The organism is Nonomuraea sp. NPDC052116 (assembly GCF_040680035.1).
Taxonomy (GTDB): domain Bacteria; phylum Actinomycetota; class Actinomycetes; order Streptosporangiales; family Streptosporangiaceae; genus Nonomuraea; species Nonomuraea angiospora_A.
Genome location: NZ_JBFAWA010000015.1, coordinates 1 through 20,071 on the forward strand (window position 1 = coordinate 1; position 20,071 = coordinate 20,071).

A 20,071-nucleotide genomic window follows, 5' to 3' on the forward strand; every position below is an offset into this window, starting at 1 on the left:
CAGCCGTTCAAGTCCCTGTCAAATTGACCCGACTTGCTCGACCTGCTGGAATTAAGACCCGCCCCGTTTCCGGGACAACCCCTCTAACTTACCAGCCCTCAGAACCAGACGCGCACGTCTCGCACCGAAGTGGAAGGGAGGTTGCCCCCGAGTGAGATCGACGATCAAGCGCCGCCCTCTCGGGACTGGTGAACTCTATGTACGCCTCCGGGAACCGTCAAATCGACGGTACGCACGCCTACCAGGGGTACGTACCGGGCGTGCGAGAGCAAGCGGCGCCAAGGGCGCTCATCATCCTGGTGGGCATAGCGGCCGCCGTCATCGTCCTCTACGGAATCCGTGAGGTCGCGTCGATTGCCGGCCCCATCGTGCTGGCGCTGGTGCTCGTCATCGCCGTCTCCCCCGTGCGGCGCAGGCTCGCCGCCTGGCACACGCCCACCTGGCTCCAGGTCGCGGTGCCGTTCCTCATCGTCGTGCTCGTGCTTCTCGGCATGGTCGGCATCCTGGTCATCTCGGCCACCCAGCTCGCCGCGCTGCTGCCCTCGTACGCCGCCCAGTTCCAGCAACTGCTCTCCGACGCCCAGCACTGGGCCGCCACGCACGGCGTCAGCAACGACGTGCTCAACAAAGGGCTGGCGGCGTTCGACCCCGGCAAGATCGTGGAATTCGCGCAGGCTCTGCTGGGCAGTGTGATCGCCATTCTGTCGTCGATGTTTCTCATTGTCGTGTTGTTGCTGGCAATGTGTCTCGACGCTCCGGTGACGGCGAGAATACTCACCTCCGGCACGGGCAACGGCGCGCGGCTCGTCCCCGCGCTGGCCACGTTCGCGCACAAAACTCGGCGGTACCTGATCGTCTCGACCGTCTTCGGGATCATTTACGCGGTGCTCGACGTGATCGCCCTGACGCTGCTGGACGTACCGCTCCCGCTGCTCTGGGGTGTGCTGGCGCTCATCACCAACTACATCCCCAACATCGGTTTCATCATCGGCCTGCTGCCGCCCGCCATGCTCGCGCTGCTGGACGGCGGCGTGCAGAAAATGTTGCTCGTCGTCGCCGCGTACACCGTGACCAATGTCGTCACGCAGTCGTTCGTTCTCCCCAAGTTCCTGGGGGACGCCGTGGGGCTGTCGACGACGATGACATTTCTTTCGCTGATCGTGTGGACTTTCGTGTTGGGCCCGCTGGGCGCCATTCTCGCCATTCCGCTCAGCCTGCTGGCGCGGGCGCTGTTCATCGACAGCGACCCGGCCGCTGGATGGGCGCAGGCGCTGGTGTCGGGCAAGCTACCCCGCGGGTGAGACCAGGTGGCGCATGGACACCCCGCTCAGCCGCTTGACGTCGTGTGACAGGTGCGCCTGGTCGGCGTAGCCCGCCGTGACCGCCACCTCCGCCAGCGGGACGCCCGCGCGGGCCAGGGTCAGCGCGCGCTGGAAGCGGACGATGCGCTGGAGGATCTTGGGCGCGTAGCCGAACGTGACCAGGCTGCGGCGGTGCAGCTGGCGCTCGCTGAACCCCAGGTCCCACGCCACCTCGCCGACCGTGCGGCCCATCCTGAGCGCGCCGGCGATGGCGGCGGCCGCGGGATCGGCGGGGACCTCGCGGGGCAGGCGCTCCCTGACCGCCGCGAGCATCGCGTCGAGCCGCCCGGGAGGCGCGACATCCGCGGAGTGCAGAGACGGGAGGTCGGCGAGCCGAATGGGCCGATCCCGGAGGAACGGGGGGTCAGCCACCGAGACCCGCTGGTCGCGGAGAGAGGAGAGGGCGGACACCCCGACGGGCTGATCACGGAGAGAGGAGGGAGCGAACACCCCGACGGGCTGATCGTGCAGGGAGGTGAGCTCGGCGGGCCGGGCAGGCTGATCACGGAGAGATGGAAGGGCGGACACCCGGACGGGCTGGTCGCGGAGGGATGGGAGGTCGGAGACCCGGACGCGCTGGTCGCGCAGCTCCTGGAGCGGGACGCCGAAGAAGTCGCCCACCGCCCCCGGCCTGAAGCGGATGCCGACGAAGGTGTCGCCGGAGGCCATCGGGGTCGGCATGGGCCCGGTGTCCGGACCGGCCACGAACAGCCCCTCAGGCCCCCAGATCAGGTCGAGGCAGGCGTCGGGCACCACGAGCTGCGTGGCGTCGGCCTCGCTGACCTGATGCCACACGCAGGCGAGACGGCCCGCGAGGTCTGCGGTCGGAGGCCGTTCCACATACATGCCTCCAACGTACTCCGCCTCACTGACAGAACCCCGGCAGCCTCCCGTACGCCTGCAGCGTCCTGAGCCGGTGCACGGTGAGGTAGCCGCCCCACTCGTGCTCCACCAGCGGCGTCCACATCAGCCAGTTCCCGCTCCAGCCCCCGTCGTCGGACTGCGCGCGGAGCAGGGCGTCGAGGTGGGCGTCCAGGACGTCCTCCCTGAACATCGGGAGCCGCAGCGGCGACGGCGCGAAATCCAGGGGGAAGTGAGCGTCCCCGGGCGCGTCGGGATCGAAGGAGACGTTCGCGAGCAGCGCGTCACGCAGCCGCGCGAACTCCGCCTCCGCACGAGGGCGGTCCGGCACCAGGTCCAGGAACGTCACGACGGCCCGGGCCTCGTACGAGCTGATCTCGGTGAGGGCGGCGATCCGCGACCAGCAGAAGCCGGTCGCGGCGGCGAGCCAGGGATGCGTGCTGCCGTGCTTGTGCAGCAGCCCCGCGATCGACGCGGTGGGGACGAGGTTCCCCGGCGGGTCGTCGGGGGTCTCCCACCACGGCGCGCGGGGCGTGTCCCGGACGGACGGCAGCACGAACGGCACGCCGCCGTCCGGCGTGCCGACCCCGGCCAGGTAGTCGCACGCGGCGGCCACCATCGGCGAGTCGAACGCGTCCAGCTCGTCGAGGATCCAGAAGGCCACCTCGACCGGCTCCGGCTGGCTGCCCGCGCCGCGCAGGTCGGGCTCGAGCGCGTTGCCGAAGCCGCCGTCGGTGTTCTGGTAGCAGCGCAGCACGTCGAGCACCCGTTCACGGGGCCCGTCCCGGAACAGCGCCGCGAACCGCAACCTGTCGATCAGGCGGCCGTGGAGCTGCAGATATGTCTCAGCACGGTCGATCACGTCCATGACGGCGAAGCTACTCCTTCCTCTGGGCCGTTCTCTTGTCGAAATCGGACACGCTCACGGAGTGGCCAGGGCCTCCGTCGGCGACATCCGCGCGGCCCGTACGGCCGGGTAGAAGCCGGCGATGCCGCCGATGACCAGCGTGGCGAAGACGCCGCCGAGCATGGCCCAGACCGGGACGATCGCGGGCCAGCTCTGCAGGCTCGCGTACGCCGCCGTGACGCCGATGCCGAGCAGCACGCCGCCCACGCCGCCGATGGCCGACAGCAGCAGCGACTCGGCGAGGAACTGCACCCGGACCTGGCCGCGCGTGGCCCCGAGGGAGCGGCGCAGGCCGATCTCGGCGCGCCGCTCCAGCACCGAGATGACCATCGTGTTGGCCACGCCCACGCCGCCGACCAGCAGGGCGACGCCGCCGAGGCCGAGCAGGAGCGCGTTCAGCGTGGCGTCGGTGGCCTGTTTGGCGGCCAGCACGTCGGACGGCCTCGACACCTCGACCTCGTTGGGCGTCTCCGGGTTCGCGGTGGCGGCCAGGACGTCGCGGACGGCGGCGACGTGCTGCTCCTGGGCCCTGGTGTAGATCGTGGTCGCGTACCCGTCGAAGCCGAGGCGCTCCTCCGCGACCGGCCAGCCGACCAGGGCGGCCGTGTCGAGCTCGGGGGCCAGGGGCGCGGGCGCGAGCACGCCCACGACGGTGAACCACTGCCCGCCCAGCCACGCCCGCTGGTCGGGACCGGCCTGGACGATGCCGAGCCGGTCGGCCGCCTTGGCCCCGAGCACGGTGGCCGGGTAGCGGTGGGTGGCCTCGTTGAGCCAGGCGCCGCTGGCGACGGTGGCGCCGACGTCCTCGATGAGGTCGAGGCGGGCGGCGGTGACGGAGACGCTGCCGGTCTGGGCCTCGGGGATGTGGTCGTTGCGGTAGACCTTGGCCGGTGTGGTGCCGGTGGCGGTGACCGCGGTGACGGGGTCGATCTGGCCGATCATGCCCTCCGACTCGGCGGGCAGGTGGGACGCCTCGCCGAAGAGGGTCTGGCCGGGCGAGACGGTGAGCAGGTTCGTGCCGAGCGCTTCGAGCTGCCGGTTGAGGTCCTCCTGGCTGGAGGCGGAGATGCCGACGACGCCGAGCATGGCCGCGATGCCGATGGCGATGCCGAGCGCCGACAGGAACACCCGCAGCGGCCTGGCCCGCAGGCCGGCCCCGCCGACCCTGATCACGTCACGCGGCCGCATCCGGGCCGCAACCAGAAGAGTCATGTCCGGACCCCGTCCACCACCAGGCCGTCCAGCATCTCGACCTGCCGGGGCAGCGAGGACGCGATGTCGCGGTCGTGGGTGATGACGACCACGGTGGTGCCGCCCGCGTTCAACTCGCGCAGCAGCTCCATCACGCCCGCTCCCGAGCGGGAGTCGAGGTTGCCGGTGGGCTCGTCGGCCAGCAGCAGCCGCGGCTCGCCGACCACGGCGCGGGCGATGGCCACGCGCTGGCGCTCGCCGCCGGACAGCTCGTGCGGGCGGTGGCCGAGCCGGTGCCCGAGGCCGACGCGTTCGAGCGCCTCGTACGCGCGCAGCCGCCGCTCCCGCAGGGACGGGCCCGCGTACAGGAGGCCGTCGGCCACGTTGTCCAGCGCGCTGACGCCGGCGGCCAGGTGGAACTGCTGGAAGACGAAGCCGATGACGTTCGCGCGCAGCGCGGAGAGCTGCTTGTCGGTGAGCGAGCCCACGTCGTGCCCCGCGATGCGGACCAGGCCGCCGGACGGGCGGTCGAGGGTGCCGATCATGTTGAGCATGGTCGACTTGCCCGAGCCTGAGGGGCCGACGATGCCGACGAGCTCGCCGTGCTCGATGCCCAGGGAGACGCCACGGAGCGCGGCCACGTCGCCGTAGTCCTTGCTCACGTCGTGCAGTTCGACGATCACTTAGGCACCGCCACGGTCGTGCCCTCCTGGACGCCGGTGACCTCGACCCGGCCGTCGGCGAACATGCCGGTCTCGACCGCGGCGTAGCGGGTGGCCGGGCCCTCGACGACCTGTACGCCGTAGCCGCCCTCGGCCAGGGCGAACAGCGCGCCGACGGGCACGGCCAGGACGTCTTTCCGCTGGTCGGAGACGATCGTGACGTCCACGGGGGCGGCGTCGTACGACTTCTTCAGCCCGCTCACCGACACCCTGACCTCCACGGTGGTGGTCGTGTCGTTGCCGCTGCCGGTCTCGGTGGCGACCTTGCCCACGCGGGTGATCCTGCCGTTCACCTCGGTGCCGTCGGGCAGCTCGACGGTGGCCTTCATGTCCTTCCTGACCAGGTGCTCGTCGGCCACGTCCAGGTTGACGAGGACCTGGCGGGTGGTGCCGGTGGCGGTCAGCACGGGGCCGCCCGCGCTGTCGCCGAGCGCCTTCTTCAGGTCGGCGACCCGGATGGGGCCGTCGGCGACCACGACGTCCCCCGGCTGGATCTTGCCGGTGACGTCGAGCCCGAGGTCGTCCTGCCAGTCCTCGACCGCCTCCCTGGTGGCCCAGGTGAACTCGCCGTCCACGTCGAAGCCGGTGTAGCCGAGCTTCTCGAGGTTGCGTTCGAGCAGTTCGACGTCCTTGCCCTCGATGCCGTCCTCCAGGGTGCGGTAGAGGGGCATGGTGCCGTACAGGAGGGGGCGGCGGTCGGCGTCCACGCTGTAGACGGCGTGGCCCCGGGTGATCGTGGCGCCTTCGCCGGGGAGCCAGGTGATCGTGCCCTGGGACTTGGCGGTGACGGTCAGGGGGTCGCCGTAGCCGAGGGTGCCGTCCACGGTCTTCGTCTCGGTGAGGGTCGTGCGGGTCACCTTGGCGGTGGCCGGGGGTGTACGGGTGGCGGCGGCCGTACCGGTGCCGTCTCCGCCGAAGCCCACGGCGGCAGCGACGGCGGCGGCGAGCAGCGCGGCGCCGCCCGTCCAGGCCAGTGCCCGCAGGGGGCGGCGACGGCGGGGCGGTAAGGCGCGGGCGGCCGTCAAGGGCTCCTTGAGCTGCGTCACTTCCGCTCCCCCAGCTTCGGGAACTTCTTGCCGCAGATCTCGAAGGCCTTCTTGAACGTGGGGTCGTTCCGGTCCAGCTTCAGCGCGGTGCCGCTGGAGAAGCTGCCGTCGGGGTTGGGGTCGGGCCAGTCCACGCCGTTCTCGCGCATGCACCCGGCCAGCTCGCGGAGCTGGTCGACCTGCTCCGGGTCGAGGTTCTTGCGGTCCTTGAAGGGGGCGTAGGCCTGGCAGGCCGCGACGGCGTCCATGACCTTCTTCTTGTCGGCGTTCTCGCCGATCGCCTGGAGGCCGCCGCCCCCGTCCGGGTCGGGGTCCTCCATGGGGATCCCGTGGTCGCGCATGCACTGCGCGAACTTCCTGCCCTGCTCCTGCGGGTCCGTCGTGCCGGTCGGGCTCGCGCTCGCGGCGGGTTTGGCGGAGGAGCCCACGGCCACAGAGGCGACTCCCGTGTCACCCTGTTGGCTGCCGCAGCCGACGGCGAACGCGGCCAGCAACCCGATCAGCAGCGGGGTCGCTATGAGTGTCTTCGTCATGCCTCCGAATGTGCCGAGCGCCGTTCAAAGCGAGCTGGGAGCCGCCTCGGAGCCAGGTAGGAGGACGCGGAACGTCGCGCCCTCGCCCGGCGCGGTGTCCACCTCGACGCGGCCCCCGTGGGCGCTGACGATGGCGGAGACGATGGCCAGGCCGAGCCCGGCGCCGCCGTCGGCCCTGGATCTGCCCCGGCCGACGCGGTAGAGGCGGTCGAACAGGTGCGGCACGTGCTCGGGCGGCACACCGGGCCCGGTGTCGGACACCTCCAGCACGGCCAGGCCGTCCGATCTGCCGACCTTGACGGTGACGGACGCGTCGGGGGGCGTGTGGGAGAGCGCGTTGCCGACGAGGTTGGCGGCCACCTGGCGCAGGCGGGCGTCGTCGCCCGTGATCGTCACGGGTGCGAGGAGGCCGTCCAGCCCGGCGAGCCTGACCTGCCGGTCCGGCGCGCGTACGCGGGCGTCGCGGATCGTGTCGGCGGCCACCTCCAGCAGGTCCACGGGCCGCCGCTCGATCGGGCGTTCCTCGTCGAGCTGGGCCAGCGTGAGCAGGTCGTTGACCAGCACGCCCATCCTGGCGGCCTCGTCCTCGATCCGGTGCATCGCCTCGCCGGCGTCGCCGCCCCTGCGGTGCAGCTCGGCGAAGCCTCGCACGGAGGTGAGCGGGGTGCGCAGCTCGTGGGAGGCGTCGGCGAGGAAGCGGCGCATGCGGGCCTCGGAGTCGGTCCTGGCGGCGATCTCGGACTGGAGGCGGTCGAGCATGACGTTCATGGCGCGGGCCAGGCGGCCGGGCTCGGTGTGCGGGTCGTCGGCGGGCACCCGGCGGTCGAAGTCCCCGCGGGCGATGTGGCCGGCCGTGGCCTCCATCCTGGTCAGCGGGCGCAGGCCGAGGCGTACCAGGGCGCCGGCGGCCAGGCCGATCAGGAGCAGCACGAACGCGCCCACCGCGACGAAGATGGCGATGGCGGAGGCCTGGGTCTGCTCGACCTCGGCGAGCGACTGGGCGAAGACCAGGGTGCTGCCGTCGGACGCCTTCACGGCGCGCACGCGCCAGGAGGGCCCCGAGGTGCCCGGCGCGGTGTAGTTCTCGCCGGTCCTGCCCTCGTCGACGACGGGGCCGGGTTGGCCTGAGGTGCCGAACCTGTACTGCAGCGTGCCGTCGGAGCCGAACACCATGATCTGCTGGATGGCGGCGACCCGCTTCGTGAGCACCTCGGAGACGACGTCGTTCATCGGGGACGCCGTGAGGGTCCGTATCGACCCGAAGAGCTGGCCGTTCTTGATCGTGGCCATCTTGGTGAGCTGTTCGAGCTGCTTGTCCACCCGGTCCGTCAGGCTGCCGCGCAGCAGTACGACGCCCGCCACGGTGGAGAGCACCAGCCCGAGCGTGGCGACCCCGAGCACGGCCATGACCAGGCGGGTGCGCAGGGTCCAGGCGGCGGGCCTCACCGCGGGCCTCACCGCGGGGTCCTCAGCGTGTAGCCGACGCCGCGCACGGTGTGGATGAGCGGCGGCTCCCATTTGTCGATCTTCTTGCGCAGGTAGTAGACGTACGACTCGACGATGCTGGAGTCGCCGTCGAAGTCGTAGTGCCAGACGCTGTCGAGGATCTGCGCCTTGCTCACCACCCTGCCGGCGTTGGTGAGGAGGTATTCGAGCAGGTTGAACTCGGTGGGCGACAGGTCCACCGGCACTCCGGCCCGGGAGACCTGGTGGGCCGCGGGGTCCAGCTCCAGGTCGGCGTAGCGGAGCACGTCGTTGCGGGGCGTCGAGCGGCTGCGGCGCAGGATGGCGCGGATGCGCAGCACCACCTCCTCCAGGCTGAACGGCTTGGCCACGTAGTCGTCGGCACCCAGCGTGAGGCCCTGGACGCGGTCCTCGACCCGGTCGCGGGCGGTCAGGAACAGCACGGGGACGCGCTCGCCCAGCCGCCTGGCGACCTCGAACCCGTCGAAGTCCTCCAGCATCACGTCGAGCACCACGATGTCGGGGTCGAACTCCCTGGCGGCCGTCACCGCCTCCGCACCCGTCTCCGCGGTCCTGACCTCGAACGACACCAGTCGCAACGTCTGGGAGAGCAGGACGCGGATGTTCGGCTCGTCGTCCACGACGAGCACCCTGGCCGGTCGGTCCATGGGTAAAGGTCTACCCGAACCACTTCAAAGCGGGCTCAAAGCGTTCATCTCACGTAGAAGATCGGCGCGGAGGCCATGGGGCGGGCGAGCGCGTTGTCGATGCCGGGCGCGCCCCACCCGGCGCCGGCCGCGCGTCACATTTAATTCCGTTGCCCGGACGACGGACCGCTGCCTACTGTGACCGGCATGACATGCATGTTCTCCTGCCCGGTTTTCATTCGCATCCGCCACGGCCGGGCTCTGGCCCGCTAGCGGACGCGAACACCTGAGGCTGTAGCGTCCGCACGCGCGCCCAGGGCCCTTCGAGACCTGTCAATCTCGAGGACCCGAAAGGGCAAGTGCGGTGGCGCAGAATTTCGCGCACGGAAACTATTCGCATACTCAGCGTAAAGCCAGGAATGGCGGCGGCGGTCGCACGCCCAGAGACCGGGCGAGGCGCACTCTCTCGCAGAATTTCCTGGCCGACCGGCATGCCGTCGATCTGATGGTGAAGGCCGCCGCTCCCGAAGGGCTCGTGCTGGAGCCCGGCGCCGGGGAGGGGGTGCTCACCCTGGCGCTCGCCGAGGCGGGCGCGCGGGTCGTCGGCTACGAGATCGACCCGCTGCTCGCCGGGCGGCTGGCCGCCCGTACGCGCAGCGATCCCAGGATCGACGTGGTCAGGGGCGACTTCACGGCCGCGCGGGCGCCGCGCGAGCCGTTCGCGGTCGTGGGCAACATCCCGTACTCGATCACGTCGAAGATCGTGGACTGGTGCCTGCGGGCGCCGGCCCTGACCTCGGCGACGCTGCTCACCCAGCGGGAGTACGCCCGCAAGCGGTCGGGCGACTACGGCCGCTGGAGCCTGGTCACGGTGGAGTCGTGGCCGTGGTTCCGCTGGCGGCTCGGCGACACGATCGGCCGGGAGAGCTTCCGCCCCGTCCCGTCCGTCGACTCGGCGATCCTGCGCGTCCAGCGCAGGCCCGAGCCCCTCCTGCCCAGTGAGGGGCTCGCCCCGCTCTGGACTGAGGAACGCAGGGAGCGGAGCGACCGGAGTGACGAGGGAAGAGCGGGGCTTGGAGAGCCCCGAACAGCGGAGCGGAGCGGAGCCATGAGCTCGCGTTCTTACCAGGAGCTGGTCGAGCTGGGCTTCGGCGGCGTCGGCGGCTCGGTGCGCGCCTCGCTGAAGACCCGCTACCAGGGGGTGGACGCCGCGCTGAAGGCGGCGGGCGTCGCCCGCGACACCGTCGTGGCCCACGTCCACCCCGACCAGTGGATCATCCTGTGGGAGGGCCTATGCCGGTGAGCTGACCTTGGCCTGCTTCGACGGGCCGACGAGGGGAGCCAGTCCTGGGGCCGTGGCCGCGACGCGGCGGCCCCAGGGCATGGCCAGCGCCAGGATGGGCAGCAGCACGATCGACGCCCGCGACCAGTCCTGGTGCAGGTACCACCAGCTGTTGACGTCGAACTGCGTCATGTACAGGTAGCCGTATCCGGACCAGATCGACACGCCCACGATGGCCGGCCAGGCGAACCTGGTGGGCCTGGCGACCAGGAACGGCATGAACCACATCAGGTACTGGGCCCCGAGCCGGGGCGTCACGACCATGAAGACGAGCAGGATGGCCGTCGTCATGTCGATCGGGTCGGCGCGCCGCCAGTAGAGCACGGCCGCGACGACGCACAGGTAGATCAGGTTCGTGCCGAACGAGGCCAGGTCGGGCCGCAGCGCCCAGTCGCCGCCGGTGTACCAGGGGGTCCAGCCCCACTCGCCGACGATGGGGCGGATGTCGCGGATGGTGTTGATGACGGCGGGGATCTGGTTGAGGGACGTGCCGGCGAAGACCGGCAGCGTGACCAGGAAGAACAGCGGCACGATCCCGGTGGTGAACATCGCGGCGACCCGGGAGCGCAGGTTGGGCAGGAGCAGCAGCATGCCGGGGATCAACCAGATCGGCCAGCTCTTGGCGCACAGCGCCAGGCCCATCAACACCCCGGCCAGCGCGCCCCGCTTGAGGTCGGCCCTGTCGCCGGGGGCCGGCAGCAGCGCGCGGTGCAGCATGCCGCCCCGGCCGAGCACGCGCGGGATCGAGGAGCGCACGCCGTACGCGGCCACGCCGGCGCGCACCCGGGCGACCACGTCCGTCGCGATGCCGGGACGCTCCAGCGCGCCGGGGCCGCGGGCGACCACGAACGCCGCCACGCCGAACACGAGCGCGACCGGCTCGACCTGGCCATGGATGGCGGCGATCATCAGGGCGAGAGGGTTGAGCGCGTACTGGAGCGCCCGCAGCGACGCCTTGGGGCCGCCGGCCAGCTTGGCCACCAGCGGGATGAGCGCGATGTCGGCGACCACGGTGACCAGGCGCCCGGCGTACTCCCACGGGATGCCGAGCCACAGCAGGATCCCGTACACGTACGGGATGGTCGGCAGGAAGTGCCAGCCGCCCTCGCTGGCGAGCACCGGGTCCTGGCCGCGCAGCACGGCCTCGCCCGCGGGCTTGAAGCTCTCCATGAAGTCGACGGGTTGCCACGAATCGATGGCCGACGTGTACATGATGAGCAGGCGTACGGCCACGCCGACGACGATGGCGACGACGAGCGGTGGACGCCAATCACGCCATTGGGCGACTAGAGCGAGTACGACACCGGCGACGAGGACTATCCCCGTGAGAACTGCGTAATCCATGGCGGCCTCTAGCCTGCCGTAACTCCGGCAGTGGTTTCCACCAGGGCTTCCAATTCTTATCCCCGACATGCCGATACGTATGGCGATAGAGCATCACTGTCTGTGTTGAACTTTTTCCATGGGGGGATCGCAGGTCAACCAGGCACTGGTCAGGCTCTATTTCGAGGTGCGGGACGGGGTCCGTGACCCGGTTGCCGCCTGGGCGAAACTCACAGCGAATTCTCAGCAATATCGGCCGTTCAGAGGAGAGCGGCGGGTGCCGCTCGACGACGCCTCCGCGGCCGAACTGGCGGCGGCGGCGATGGTGCACACCGCCGCGTCCCACGGGGCCGATCGGGTGGCGGCGCTGTCCACCTCGCCGCTGGCGGGACTGATCGCCGGCCTCGGCGGCGCGGTGCTGACCGAGCACCCGTGCGCGCCGGAGCAGGTGCTGGGGCCGCGGTTCGCGGGCCCGGCGGCCGACGACTGGGCGCGGGCGGCGTACGTGCTGCTGTGGGGGGAGAACAACCGGCTGGTACGCACGCCGGACACCCCCTGGGTGATCGCCGGACGGTACAAGGGCCAGAAGGTGGTGGCGATCGGCACGCATCCGACGCGGTTGTCCGACGAGACGCTGGTCGTGCGCCCCGGCACGGACGGGGCGCTCGCGATGGCCATGGGGCATGTGCTGCTCAAGGAGTTCTTCCTGGACAGGACGCCGTTCGCCGAGCACGCCATGGAGCGCACGGACCTGCCGTCGCTGGTGCGGCTGCGGGCGCGCGAGGACGCGTACGTGCCGGGCGGGCTGCTGGGGCGCGGGTGTGACCGGCTGAGCGTGTACGGCGGCGAGGCGGTGGAGGTCCTGCTACCGCGCTTCGACGACGGGCCGGGCGTGCTGCGGCGGGGCGTGCCGGTGCTGCGGGACGGCGACGAGCTGGTGACGACGGTGTTCGACCTGCTGCTGGCCGTTTACGGGGTGGGCCGGCCGGGGTTGCCCGGCGTGTGGCCGTCCGGGTACGCGGACCCGGGTGAGCCGTACACGCCTGCCTGGCAGGAGGCGTGCACGGGGGTGGCCGCGTCGCGGACGTTGAAGATCGCGCGGGAGCTGGGCGTGACGGCGGAGAAGACCGGCGGGCGCTGCCTGCTCGTGCCGGGGCGGCTCGAGACGCCGCACGCCGACACCGCCTACCGGGCGATGCTGGCGCTGCTGGTGCTGACCGGCTGCGGCAGCGGGTGGGCGCAGGCGAGCGGGGCCGGGATCCCGCTGGTGCCGTACCTGTGCCTGCACGCCTGCGGCGAGGACCGCGCGGACGTGGGCGCGCTGAGCTGGGCGCTGGCCGAGGGGCTGTTCGCGCGCCGGACCGCGCGCTCGGTGCTGCTGGAGGCGGTGCGCGACGGCTGGCCGATGGCGCCGCCGCCGCGCGTGCTGGCCCTGCCGCGGCCGATCTACCCGCTGCCGCCCGACGTGGACCTGATCATCGGACCGGACGACCACTGCGACCTGTCGCCGCCCGACGCCGGGCTGGTCGCGGAGGCGGTCGCGCGCCTGGCCGGGCGGGCCGCCCCGGTGCAGGAGGGCGGCCCGCCCGGCGGCGGGCGGATGCGGCTGCTGGTGGACCACGCCTGGATGCACGAGTACGGCGAGGCGCTGCCCACCTACCGGCCGCCCGGCCTCGGCATCCCGCTCAAGCCCACGCAGCTCGTCAGGTGAGACCGTTCAGGTACGCCCGGTGGCTCCGGGAGAACTCGAAGCCGTTGAACCTGTCCCAGTTGATCGACCAGGTCATCAGGCCGCGCAGGTTCGGGTAGACGCCACGCGGCCGGTAGGTGCCGCAGTTGGTCCCCTTGGCGAGGCAGTCGAACGCCTTCTGCACCTCCGCCACCGTGGTGAACCCGTTGCCCGCGTTCGGCGAGGCGGGCAGCCCGATGGCCACCTGGTCCTGGCGCAGCGGCGGGAACACGTTGCCCGCGTTGCCCATGATCGGGAAGCCGGCCAGCAGCATGTCCGTCATGGCCACGTGGAAGTCGTGCCCGCCCATCGTGTGGTACTGGCCGTCGAGGCCCATGATCGGCCCCGAGTTGTAGTCCTGCACGTGGAGCAGGGTCAGGTCGTTCCGCAGGGCGTGGATGACGGGCAGGTACGAGGCGCTCCTGCTGTCAGCCGTGCTGTTCGGCCCCGGGCCGTAGAACTGGTAGCCGAGCTGGACGAAGAACGTCTCCGGCGCCATGGTCAGCACGAATTTGGCTCCGTACCGGCTCTTGAGCGACTTCAGCGCCGAGATCAGGTTGACGACGACCGGGGTGGTCGGGTTCGCGAGGTTCGTGTCGCCGGGGTTGAGGTAGAGCGAGTGGCCCTCGAAGTCGATGTCCAGGCCGTCCAGGCCGTACCTGTCGATGATCGCGGACACCGACTCCACGAACTTGTCGCGGGCCGCCGCGGTCGTGAGCTGGACCTGGCCGTTCTGGCCGCCGATCGAGATCAGCACCTTCTTGCCCTGTGCCTGCTTGGCCCTGATGGCGGCGACGAAGTCGGCCTCGGGCTCGACGTTGGGGCACTCGGCCGCCGGGCACTGCCGGAACCTGATGTCGCCCGAGGTGACCGAGGTGGGTTCGCCGAAGGCGAGGTTGATGATGTCCCACTCGTTCGGCACCTCACTCATCCGGATATATCCGGATCCGTTGGCGAATGAGGCGTGCAGGTAGCCCACCATCACCCGCTTCGGCAGGCCGCCGCCGCCCCCGCCGCCGCTCGTCGTGGTGCCGCTCGCCTCGGGGGTGTAGGCCGAGCAGTTGCCCGCGGCGTCGCAGGCGCGGACCTTGAAGCGGTACGTGGTGGCCGCGGCGAGCCCGGTGGCCTGGTGGCTCGTCCCGGTGACGGCGACCGGCGCCCCGCCGTCGCGGGAGACCTCGTAGCGGGCCACCCCGACGTCGTCCGTGGCCGCCGCCCAGCTCACGGTGAGGCTGGAGCTCGTGGCGCCACTGACGGACACGTTGCCGGGGACCGTCGGCGCCTGGGTGTCCGGGGTGCCGCCGGGGCCGTCGAGCACCACGTCGTCGGCCAGGTAGGCGCCCTGGCCGTACCAGCCGTTGACGTACACCGTCACGGACGTGGTCGAGGCGCCGGTGGTGAAGGAGGTCTTGAGCTGGCTCCACGCCGCGCCCGGCGCGCCCCACGTCTGCGGGTCGGTGCCGCCGGTGCCGGTGGCGCCGAGGAAGACGTAGTTGCCCTGGACCCAGGCCGAGAGCTGGTAGGCGGTGTTCGGCTTGACGGTGACGGTCTGCTGGCAGCGGGCGTAGTCGCTGCCCTGCGGAGTGGCCTGGAGCGCGCGAGTGCCGCCGTGCACGGGTGACGACACGGCCTGCGCGCCGGACGTGGTGCCGCACGTCCAGCCGCTCAGGCCGGACTCGAAGCCGGGGTTGGCCAGGATGTTGGCGGCGGCTGCCGGGGTTGCGTGCAGCGCGACGAGCGCCAGGGCGAGCGCGAGCGGTCCTCGGAGATTCATGCGGTACCTCCACGCGCGGCCCGCCCCGGCGCGGGGGGCGGGCCGCTCAGCGGGTCAGAATCCGGCGGTGATGCGGGTGAACTCCCAGTTGGACTGGGAGATGCCGCTGCAGTTGGAGACCACGCCGCCGCCCGGGCAGGGGCGGTCACGGTTGACGGCCCAGTAGGCGAGCCTGGTCAGGCCGTGCGAGTTGGCCCAGTCGCGGATCTGCGTCCACGTGGACGGGGAGGTCGTCTCCTGCTGGTCGGACAGGCCGTTCATGCCCGAGATGCCCATGTGCGCGTACGCCTGGGCGTCGCTCCACCCGAACGCGCTCTTCAACGCGTTCTTCAGGCCCTCGGAGGCGTTGACCGTGTCCTGGTACATGTTCGAGCCGCCGAAGTCGAACGGCATGATCGTGTAGTTGTCGATCGGCACGCCGAGCGCCTTGGCCTGGTTGATGAGCCGCACGCCGGGCGCGGTGGGGCCGGTCTTGGAGGTGCCGAAGGTGACGACGACCTTGACGTTCGGGTTGTTCTGCTTGACGATCTTGAGGCCGTTCAGGATGCGGTCCTGGACGGTGTAGTTCTCGAACTCGTCGGTGTTCTCGATGTCGAAGTCCACGACGGCGGGGCCGACGCCGTTGATGACCTGCTGCACCGCGTTGGCGAACGCCTGCGGCGTGGAGCAGTTGGGGCCGAGCTTGTTGCCCTGCCAGCCGCCGAAGGAGACCTGGACGCTGCCGCCCTTCGACTTGATCGTGTTGATGGCCTGCTGGTCGGCGCCGCCGGTCAGCGGGCGGTTGCCGTCCCACGCCGGGCTGCAGCCGCCGCCGGACAGGATGAACGCCATCGTGAACGACTTGACGCCGGTCGCGTCCATCACGGTGCCGGGGTTCGGCGGGTCGCCCCAGCCCATGTAGAGGTAGGGGGCGCCGGGCATCTTGGTCCCGCCGCCGCCGGTGCAGCCGCTGGTGGTGGCGGTCGCGTCACGGCCGACCGACTCGCCCGCCGAGTTGTACGCCTTCACCGTGTAGGTGTGCGTCGTGCACGTGCCGAGCCCGGAGACGGTCGCGCTGGTGCCGGTGACCTGGGCCCGCTGCGTCGAGCCCTCGTACACGCGGTAGCCGGTCACGGTGCCGGACGAGGCGCCCCAGCTCAGCGAGATGCTGGAGTTCGTCACGGAGGTGTTGACCGATCCGGGCTGCCCGGGCGCGCCGGGGTTGCCGCCGCCCGAGCCGACCTTCCAGAGGGCCGGCACGTTGGGCGGCTCCCAGCCGGGCTGCGAGGTGTGGGCCTGGATGCACACGTAGTCGACGCCGTTGTAGGTGACGACCGCGCCGATCGCGTACGAGGTCCACGGGGCCCAGGCGGCGGCCAGCTGCTGCACGGCCCCGAACGCGGCGGGCGTGGCGGTCGAGAATCCGGCGCCGGTCAGCGCGAGGGCGATCCCGGCGAGTAATGCGATGAGTTTGCTGCGAAATTTCATGGCATTCCCTGGAGGTGGGGCTTGACGGTCTTGGAGAAGGACCAGTTGTTGCTCGCGTCCCAGTTGATGGACCAGGTCATCGCGCCCCTGATGTCCGGATAGGCGCGCGGTGGCACGAAGGTCCCGCAGCTGGTGCGCTTGGCCAGGCAGTCGAGCGCCTGGTTGACGAGGGAGGGTGAGACGACGCCGCCGCCCGCCGCGCCCGGCCCGGCCGGCAGGCCCAGCGCCACCTGGTCGGGACGCAGGCCGTTCTCGAGCTGGATGCAGGCGAGGGCGGTCATGAAGTTCACCGAGCCCTGCCCGTACGCCTGCGCCTGGTCGCAGCCGAGCATGGACCCGGAGTTGTAGTACTGCGTGTGGACGACCGTGAGGATGTCCTTGATGCTCAGGGCGAGCTTGAAGTACTCCGCCCCGGTCGACTGCATGTCGATGGTCTGCGGGGCCATCGTGATGATCAGCCCGGAGCCGGCCTTCGCGCGCAGCGCCCGCAGTCCCTGGGCCATGTAGGTGGCGTTGAGGCCGTTCTCCAGGTCGATGTCCACGCCGTCGAAGCCGTAGGACTGCATCAGCGCGTACACCGAGTCGGCGAACTTCGTCGCGGCGGCGGCGCTCGCGACCTGCACGCGCCCGGCCTCGCCGCCCACGGACAGGATGACCTTCTTGCCCCGCTGGTGCAGGGCCTGCACGTCGGCCTTGAACTGGGCGTCGGTGTAGCCGCCGACCGCCGAGGAGAGCCCGGGGTCGAGCGCGAAGGCGACCTCGCCCGCGGTGGCGGTGGCCTCGCCGAACGCGATGGCGATCAGGTCGTACTCGTTGGGGACGGCCGACAGCTTGAGCTCGGCCGCGGCGTTGGCGAAGTTGTGCCAGTAGCCGGTGAGGAAGTGCTTGGGCAGCGTCCCGCCGCCCCCGGTGCAGCCGGTGGTGGTGGCGGTGACCGGGTCGCCGGCGTCCGACTCCCCGACGGAGTTGTACGCCTTGACGGTGTAGGTGTGGGTCTCGCACGAGCCGAGCCCGCCGATCGTGGCCGAGGCGCCCGTGACCGTGGCCTTGACAACGGCGCCCTCGTAGACGCGGTAGCCGGTCACCGTGCCCGAGGACGCTCCCCACGTGAGGGAGATGGCGCTGCCGGTCACGGTGGCCGAGGCGGCGCCCGGCTTGCCCGGGGCCCCGGCCGTCGAGCCGCCGCACGAGGCCCCGTTCAGCGTGCAGCCGGTGATGCCGGGGAAGTTGCCGGGGCTGCCGTTGAAGCCGAAGCTCGCGCTGGCCCCGGGTGCGAGGGGGGAGGCCCAGCTCGGGTTGGTGAACGTGTAGTGCTGCCCGCTGCGGGACATGACCGCGTCCCACGCGGAGGGGATCGAGTAGCCCGCCGGGACGTCGAACTGGACGTTCCAGCCGTTCATGGCCGTGGTGGTGCCGTTGGTGACGGTGACCTTGCCCTCGAATCCGGAGCCCCAGTCGGAGACCTTGACGAAGGTCGCGGTGGCGGAAGCGGCCTGGGCCGGGAGGGCGTACAGGGTGAGGACGAGAGTGGAGAGCACCAGGAGGATCGCGCGAGGTCTCACGAGTTCTTCCTTCAGGGGTGGCGTGCCGTACGGCTTGCACCGGGGGGTGAGAGCGCAAGCCGTACGGCACGGGCCCGTGGAGGTGGGCACGGGCCCTTGGGGGGGTGTGTGCGCAGACCGGTGATGTCGGAGGCTTACTTTTAGGAAAGTTTCCTAAGAGTTGTCGCGATCGTAGCCTTGACAGCCCGTCCTTACAAGACCCAAACATGAGTCCGCCGCACAGGACCGGGATCCTGTGCGGCGGAGTGGCGGAGCGGATTACGACTGCTGGGTGATCTTGACGTCGTCCACGCCGGCCTCCACCAGGGAGGCCCCCGAGGCGTCGGCGGCGTCGATGAGGATGCGGACCGTCTGGCCCGCGAACGCGTTCAGACTGGCCGTCGCGGTGGCCCAGGCGCCGTTGCGGTTGGCCGCGGCGCCCGCCTGGTTCAGGACCGTCGTGGTGGTGGTGCCGACCACGCGGACGCGGAAGTAGTCGGCGCTGGAGGCGTTCGAGCCGTGTGCCAGGTACCACGAGAACGACAGGTTCAGCGCGCCCGTGGACGGGAGCGTGATGGGCGGCGACTGGATCGAGGTGATGCCGCCGTCGATGTCGAAGTCACCGGCGGCCGAGCCTGCCAGGCGGCCCGTGACCAGGTCGTTCGTGCCGCTGACCGTGGTGCCGAGCTGCTTGGCGCCGCTGGAGGTGGTGGCCTCGGGGTCGCCGCGCTCCCACTGGCCGAGGGTGGCGGTGTCGGTGCTCGACGGGTTGGCCGTCCAGCCCGTGGCCGTCTCGAAGGTGTCGGAGTAGACGGTCAGCGGCGGGTTGCCGGTGCCGCAGTACTGGGACTCCTTGCCGATGATCCGGTAGACGCAGTCCGAGTATTCGAGGAAGCGGAGCACGGCCTCCCTGTTGCGGGTGGTCTGCGGGACGATCTGCTCGTCCGGCGGGTAGAAGCCGGGGTTCGAGCCGGTCGGGTACATCTCGAAGGTGAAGCTGAAGATCTTGTAGGCGCCCCACATCCAGTCGTCGATGGTCCCGTCCGTGATGTAGAGGTCGCTGGCCTGCTCGGGCGTGTAGTTGTTGGTGGAGGCCAGGTTCTGGCCGAGCGTGGCGTGCGCGTCCCGGTCGTCCTGGGTCAGGCCGGGCGCGGTGTCGCTGAGGGTGTAGCCGTAGGGCCACAGGACCAGTTCGCTGTAGGTGTGCCAGTCGAGGTTGGTCTTGATCTGCTGCACGCCGCCGACGACCCGGCTGCGCACCCAGTTGGCCGCCGCCTTGATCTCGGGGGCCGATTCGGCGCTCGCGCCCCGGTACGTCTCGCTGGACGTCGAGCCCGACGAGCCGCCGCAGCAGCCCCAGTTGTAGGCCCAGTTGCGGTTCAGGTCGGTGCCGACGGCCGACGAGCCGGAGTTCGGCTGCCGGTTCTTGCGCCAGGAGCGGTAGGAGCCGGTGGCGATGTCGTACTCGCCGCCGTCCGGGTTGAGGTCCGGCATGATCCAGATCTCTCTGGTGTTGACCAGGTTGGTGATCCGGGCGTCGGTGCCGTAGTTGTCGGCCAGCAGGTGCATGATGTACAGCGCCATCTCGACCGTCAGGTGCTCGCGGGCGTGCTGATGCGCGGTGAAGAGCACCTCGGGCTCGTTCTCGTCCGTGCCCACGTTGTCGCTGATCTTGATCAGGGGCAGCGCCCGGCCCTCGTACGAGGTGCCGAACGTGGACTGGCTGACGATGTTCGGATGCGCCGCGACCAGGGCGTTGATGTCCGCGTTCATCTCCGCGTAGTTGTGGTAGCCGGAGTCCGCCGGCGGGAAGTCAAGCGTCCCGACGCCGGACGGGGATGTCGGGCGCGGCACCTCCGCCACCCGGTAGCCGAGCCGCCTGATGGCGGAGACCTCGGCTGCCGTGGCCGTGACCAGGACCGAATCCTTGGCCACCTCCTCGATGGCCGCTCCGGTGGCCGCGACGGCGCTGCGCTGCCGCGCGTCCGCCGGGCCCTGCACGCGGTACTGCTTGTTGGCCGGGGGCTCCGCGGCGGCGCCCGCCCCTGACATGCCGGTCAGGCTGATCAGGCTGAGGGCTGCCAGCAGGATGACTAATCGGTGTCGCACCTCGTCCTCCTCGGGCGCTCGGGATCGGATGGTGTCCGGCGCCTGACCCGAGAT

Annotated in this window: 16 protein-coding genes; 3 read left to right on the top strand and 13 right to left on the bottom strand. The window is 70.9% G+C overall.

Annotation, left to right across the window (positions count from 1 at the left end; translation table 11 throughout):
• Positions 1 to 197 precede the first annotated feature (197 nt).
• Positions 198 to 1,301 carry an AI-2E family transporter gene (locus AB0L65_RS27330; protein ID WP_364250477.1) on the top strand — a complete coding sequence of 368 codons (1,104 nt, stop codon included), beginning with the start codon at positions 198 to 200 and terminating at the stop codon, positions 1,299 to 1,301.
• Here the strand turns inward: AB0L65_RS27330 and AB0L65_RS27335 are convergent.
• The 8 genes from AB0L65_RS27335 to AB0L65_RS27370 are packed head-to-tail and all read right to left on the bottom strand — an operon-like array spanning position 1,287 to position 8,753.
• Complete coding sequence (locus AB0L65_RS27335) at positions 1,287 to 2,207, bottom strand: DUF6597 domain-containing transcriptional factor (RefSeq protein WP_364250480.1); 921 nt, start codon at positions 2,205 to 2,207, stop codon at positions 1,287 to 1,289. The two genes, AB0L65_RS27330 and AB0L65_RS27335, sit on opposite strands and share 15 nt — an antisense overlap.
• 19 nt (positions 2,208 to 2,226) lie before the next feature.
• Complete coding sequence (locus tag AB0L65_RS27340) at positions 2,227 to 3,090, bottom strand: hypothetical protein (RefSeq protein ID WP_364250483.1); 864 nt, start codon at positions 3,088 to 3,090, stop codon at positions 2,227 to 2,229.
• Between the two features lie 54 nt (positions 3,091 to 3,144).
• A complete protein-coding gene (locus tag AB0L65_RS27345; RefSeq protein WP_364250486.1) occupies positions 3,145 to 4,341 on the bottom strand; it encodes an ABC transporter permease in 1,197 nt (398 codons plus the stop codon).
• The gene (locus AB0L65_RS27350) at positions 4,338 to 5,000 is read right to left on the bottom strand and encodes an ABC transporter ATP-binding protein (protein ID WP_364251055.1); all 663 of its coding nucleotides are present in this window, start codon (positions 4,998 to 5,000) and stop codon (positions 4,338 to 4,340) included. Before AB0L65_RS27350 ends, AB0L65_RS27345 begins: the two co-directional genes overlap by 4 nt.
• Positions 5,000 to 6,088, bottom strand: a complete 1,089-nt coding sequence (locus AB0L65_RS27355; RefSeq protein WP_364250489.1) for a peptidoglycan-binding protein — start codon at positions 6,086 to 6,088, stop codon at positions 5,000 to 5,002. Before AB0L65_RS27355 ends, AB0L65_RS27350 begins: the two co-directional genes overlap by 1 nt.
• Entirely contained in the window at positions 6,085 to 6,621 is a 537-nt protein-coding gene (locus tag AB0L65_RS27360; RefSeq protein ID WP_364250492.1) for a hypothetical protein, read from the bottom strand. Before AB0L65_RS27360 ends, AB0L65_RS27355 begins: the two co-directional genes overlap by 4 nt.
• 24 nt (positions 6,622 to 6,645) lie before the next feature.
• Positions 6,646 to 8,079 carry a HAMP domain-containing sensor histidine kinase gene (locus tag AB0L65_RS27365; RefSeq protein WP_364250495.1) on the bottom strand — a complete coding sequence of 478 codons (1,434 nt, stop codon included), beginning with the start codon at positions 8,077 to 8,079 and terminating at the stop codon, positions 6,646 to 6,648.
• On the bottom strand, positions 8,076 to 8,753 hold the full coding sequence (locus tag AB0L65_RS27370) for a response regulator transcription factor (protein ID WP_364250498.1): 678 nt from the start codon (positions 8,751 to 8,753) through the stop codon (positions 8,076 to 8,078). The genes AB0L65_RS27365 and AB0L65_RS27370 overlap by 4 nt, the downstream gene beginning before the upstream one ends.
• 484 nt (positions 8,754 to 9,237) lie before the next feature.
• Between AB0L65_RS27370 and AB0L65_RS27375 the strand changes: the two genes are divergently transcribed.
• Positions 9,238 to 10,035 (top strand): rRNA adenine N(6)-methyltransferase family protein, encoded by a 798-nt coding sequence (locus AB0L65_RS27375; RefSeq protein ID WP_364250501.1) that lies wholly within the window; start codon positions 9,238 to 9,240, stop codon positions 10,033 to 10,035.
• Here AB0L65_RS27375 and AB0L65_RS27380 read toward each other — a convergent pair.
• Entirely contained in the window at positions 10,024 to 11,418 is a 1,395-nt protein-coding gene (locus tag AB0L65_RS27380) for a hypothetical protein (RefSeq protein WP_364250504.1), read from the bottom strand. The genes AB0L65_RS27375 and AB0L65_RS27380 overlap by 12 nt on opposite strands.
• 118 nt (positions 11,419 to 11,536) lie before the next feature.
• Here AB0L65_RS27380 and AB0L65_RS27385 point away from each other — a divergent pair, with 118 nt between their 5' ends.
• Positions 11,537 to 13,108: a molybdopterin-dependent oxidoreductase gene (locus AB0L65_RS27385; RefSeq protein ID WP_350738876.1), complete on the top strand. Its 1,572-nt coding sequence runs from the start codon at positions 11,537 to 11,539 to the stop codon at positions 13,106 to 13,108.
• On the opposite strand, the gene AB0L65_RS27390 is transcribed toward AB0L65_RS27385, so the two are convergent.
• From AB0L65_RS27390 to AB0L65_RS27405, 4 genes are all read right to left on the bottom strand, one after another.
• Complete coding sequence (locus AB0L65_RS27390) at positions 13,101 to 14,900, bottom strand: glycoside hydrolase family 18 protein (protein WP_364250507.1); 1,800 nt, start codon at positions 14,898 to 14,900, stop codon at positions 13,101 to 13,103. The two genes, AB0L65_RS27385 and AB0L65_RS27390, sit on opposite strands and share 8 nt — an antisense overlap.
• A gap of 54 nt (positions 14,901 to 14,954) precedes the next feature.
• Positions 14,955 to 16,367 carry a carbohydrate-binding protein gene (locus AB0L65_RS27395; RefSeq protein WP_364250510.1) on the bottom strand — a complete coding sequence of 471 codons (1,413 nt, stop codon included), beginning with the start codon at positions 16,365 to 16,367 and terminating at the stop codon, positions 14,955 to 14,957.
• Positions 16,364 to 17,929, bottom strand: coding sequence for a cellulose binding domain-containing protein (locus AB0L65_RS27400; RefSeq protein ID WP_364250513.1), 1,566 nt, complete (start codon positions 17,927 to 17,929; stop codon positions 16,364 to 16,366). The genes AB0L65_RS27395 and AB0L65_RS27400 overlap by 4 nt, the downstream gene beginning before the upstream one ends.
• Before the next feature lie 258 nt (positions 17,930 to 18,187).
• Positions 18,188 to 20,017 carry a M14 family metallopeptidase gene (locus AB0L65_RS27405; RefSeq protein ID WP_364250516.1) on the bottom strand — a complete coding sequence of 610 codons (1,830 nt, stop codon included), beginning with the start codon at positions 20,015 to 20,017 and terminating at the stop codon, positions 18,188 to 18,190.
• Between the last annotated feature and the right edge of the window lie 54 nt (positions 20,018 to 20,071).

Coding starts and splice junctions, on each gene's coding strand:
- AB0L65_RS27330 (WP_364250477.1), top strand. CDS start 198: ATGTACGCCTCCGGGAACCGTCAAATCGACGGTACGCACGCCTACCAG.
- AB0L65_RS27390 (WP_364250507.1), bottom strand. CDS start 14,900: ATGAATCTCCGAGGACCGCTCGCGCTCGCCCTGGCGCTCGTCGCGCTG.
- AB0L65_RS27335 (WP_364250480.1), bottom strand. CDS start 2,207: ATGTATGTGGAACGGCCTCCGACCGCAGACCTCGCGGGCCGTCTCGCC.
- AB0L65_RS27345 (WP_364250486.1), bottom strand. CDS start 4,341: ATGACTCTTCTGGTTGCGGCCCGGATGCGGCCGCGTGACGTGATCAGG.
- AB0L65_RS27360 (WP_364250492.1), bottom strand. CDS start 6,621: ATGACGAAGACACTCATAGCGACCCCGCTGCTGATCGGGTTGCTGGCC.
- AB0L65_RS27340 (WP_364250483.1), bottom strand. CDS start 3,090: ATGGACGTGATCGACCGTGCTGAGACATATCTGCAGCTCCACGGCCGC.
- AB0L65_RS27375 (WP_364250501.1), top strand. CDS start 9,238: ATGGTGAAGGCCGCCGCTCCCGAAGGGCTCGTGCTGGAGCCCGGCGCC.
- AB0L65_RS27370 (WP_364250498.1), bottom strand. CDS start 8,753: ATGGACCGACCGGCCAGGGTGCTCGTCGTGGACGACGAGCCGAACATC.
- AB0L65_RS27385 (WP_350738876.1), top strand. CDS start 11,537: ATGGGGGGATCGCAGGTCAACCAGGCACTGGTCAGGCTCTATTTCGAG.
- AB0L65_RS27395 (WP_364250510.1), bottom strand. CDS start 16,367: ATGAAATTTCGCAGCAAACTCATCGCATTACTCGCCGGGATCGCCCTC.
- AB0L65_RS27380 (WP_364250504.1), bottom strand. CDS start 11,418: ATGGATTACGCAGTTCTCACGGGGATAGTCCTCGTCGCCGGTGTCGTA.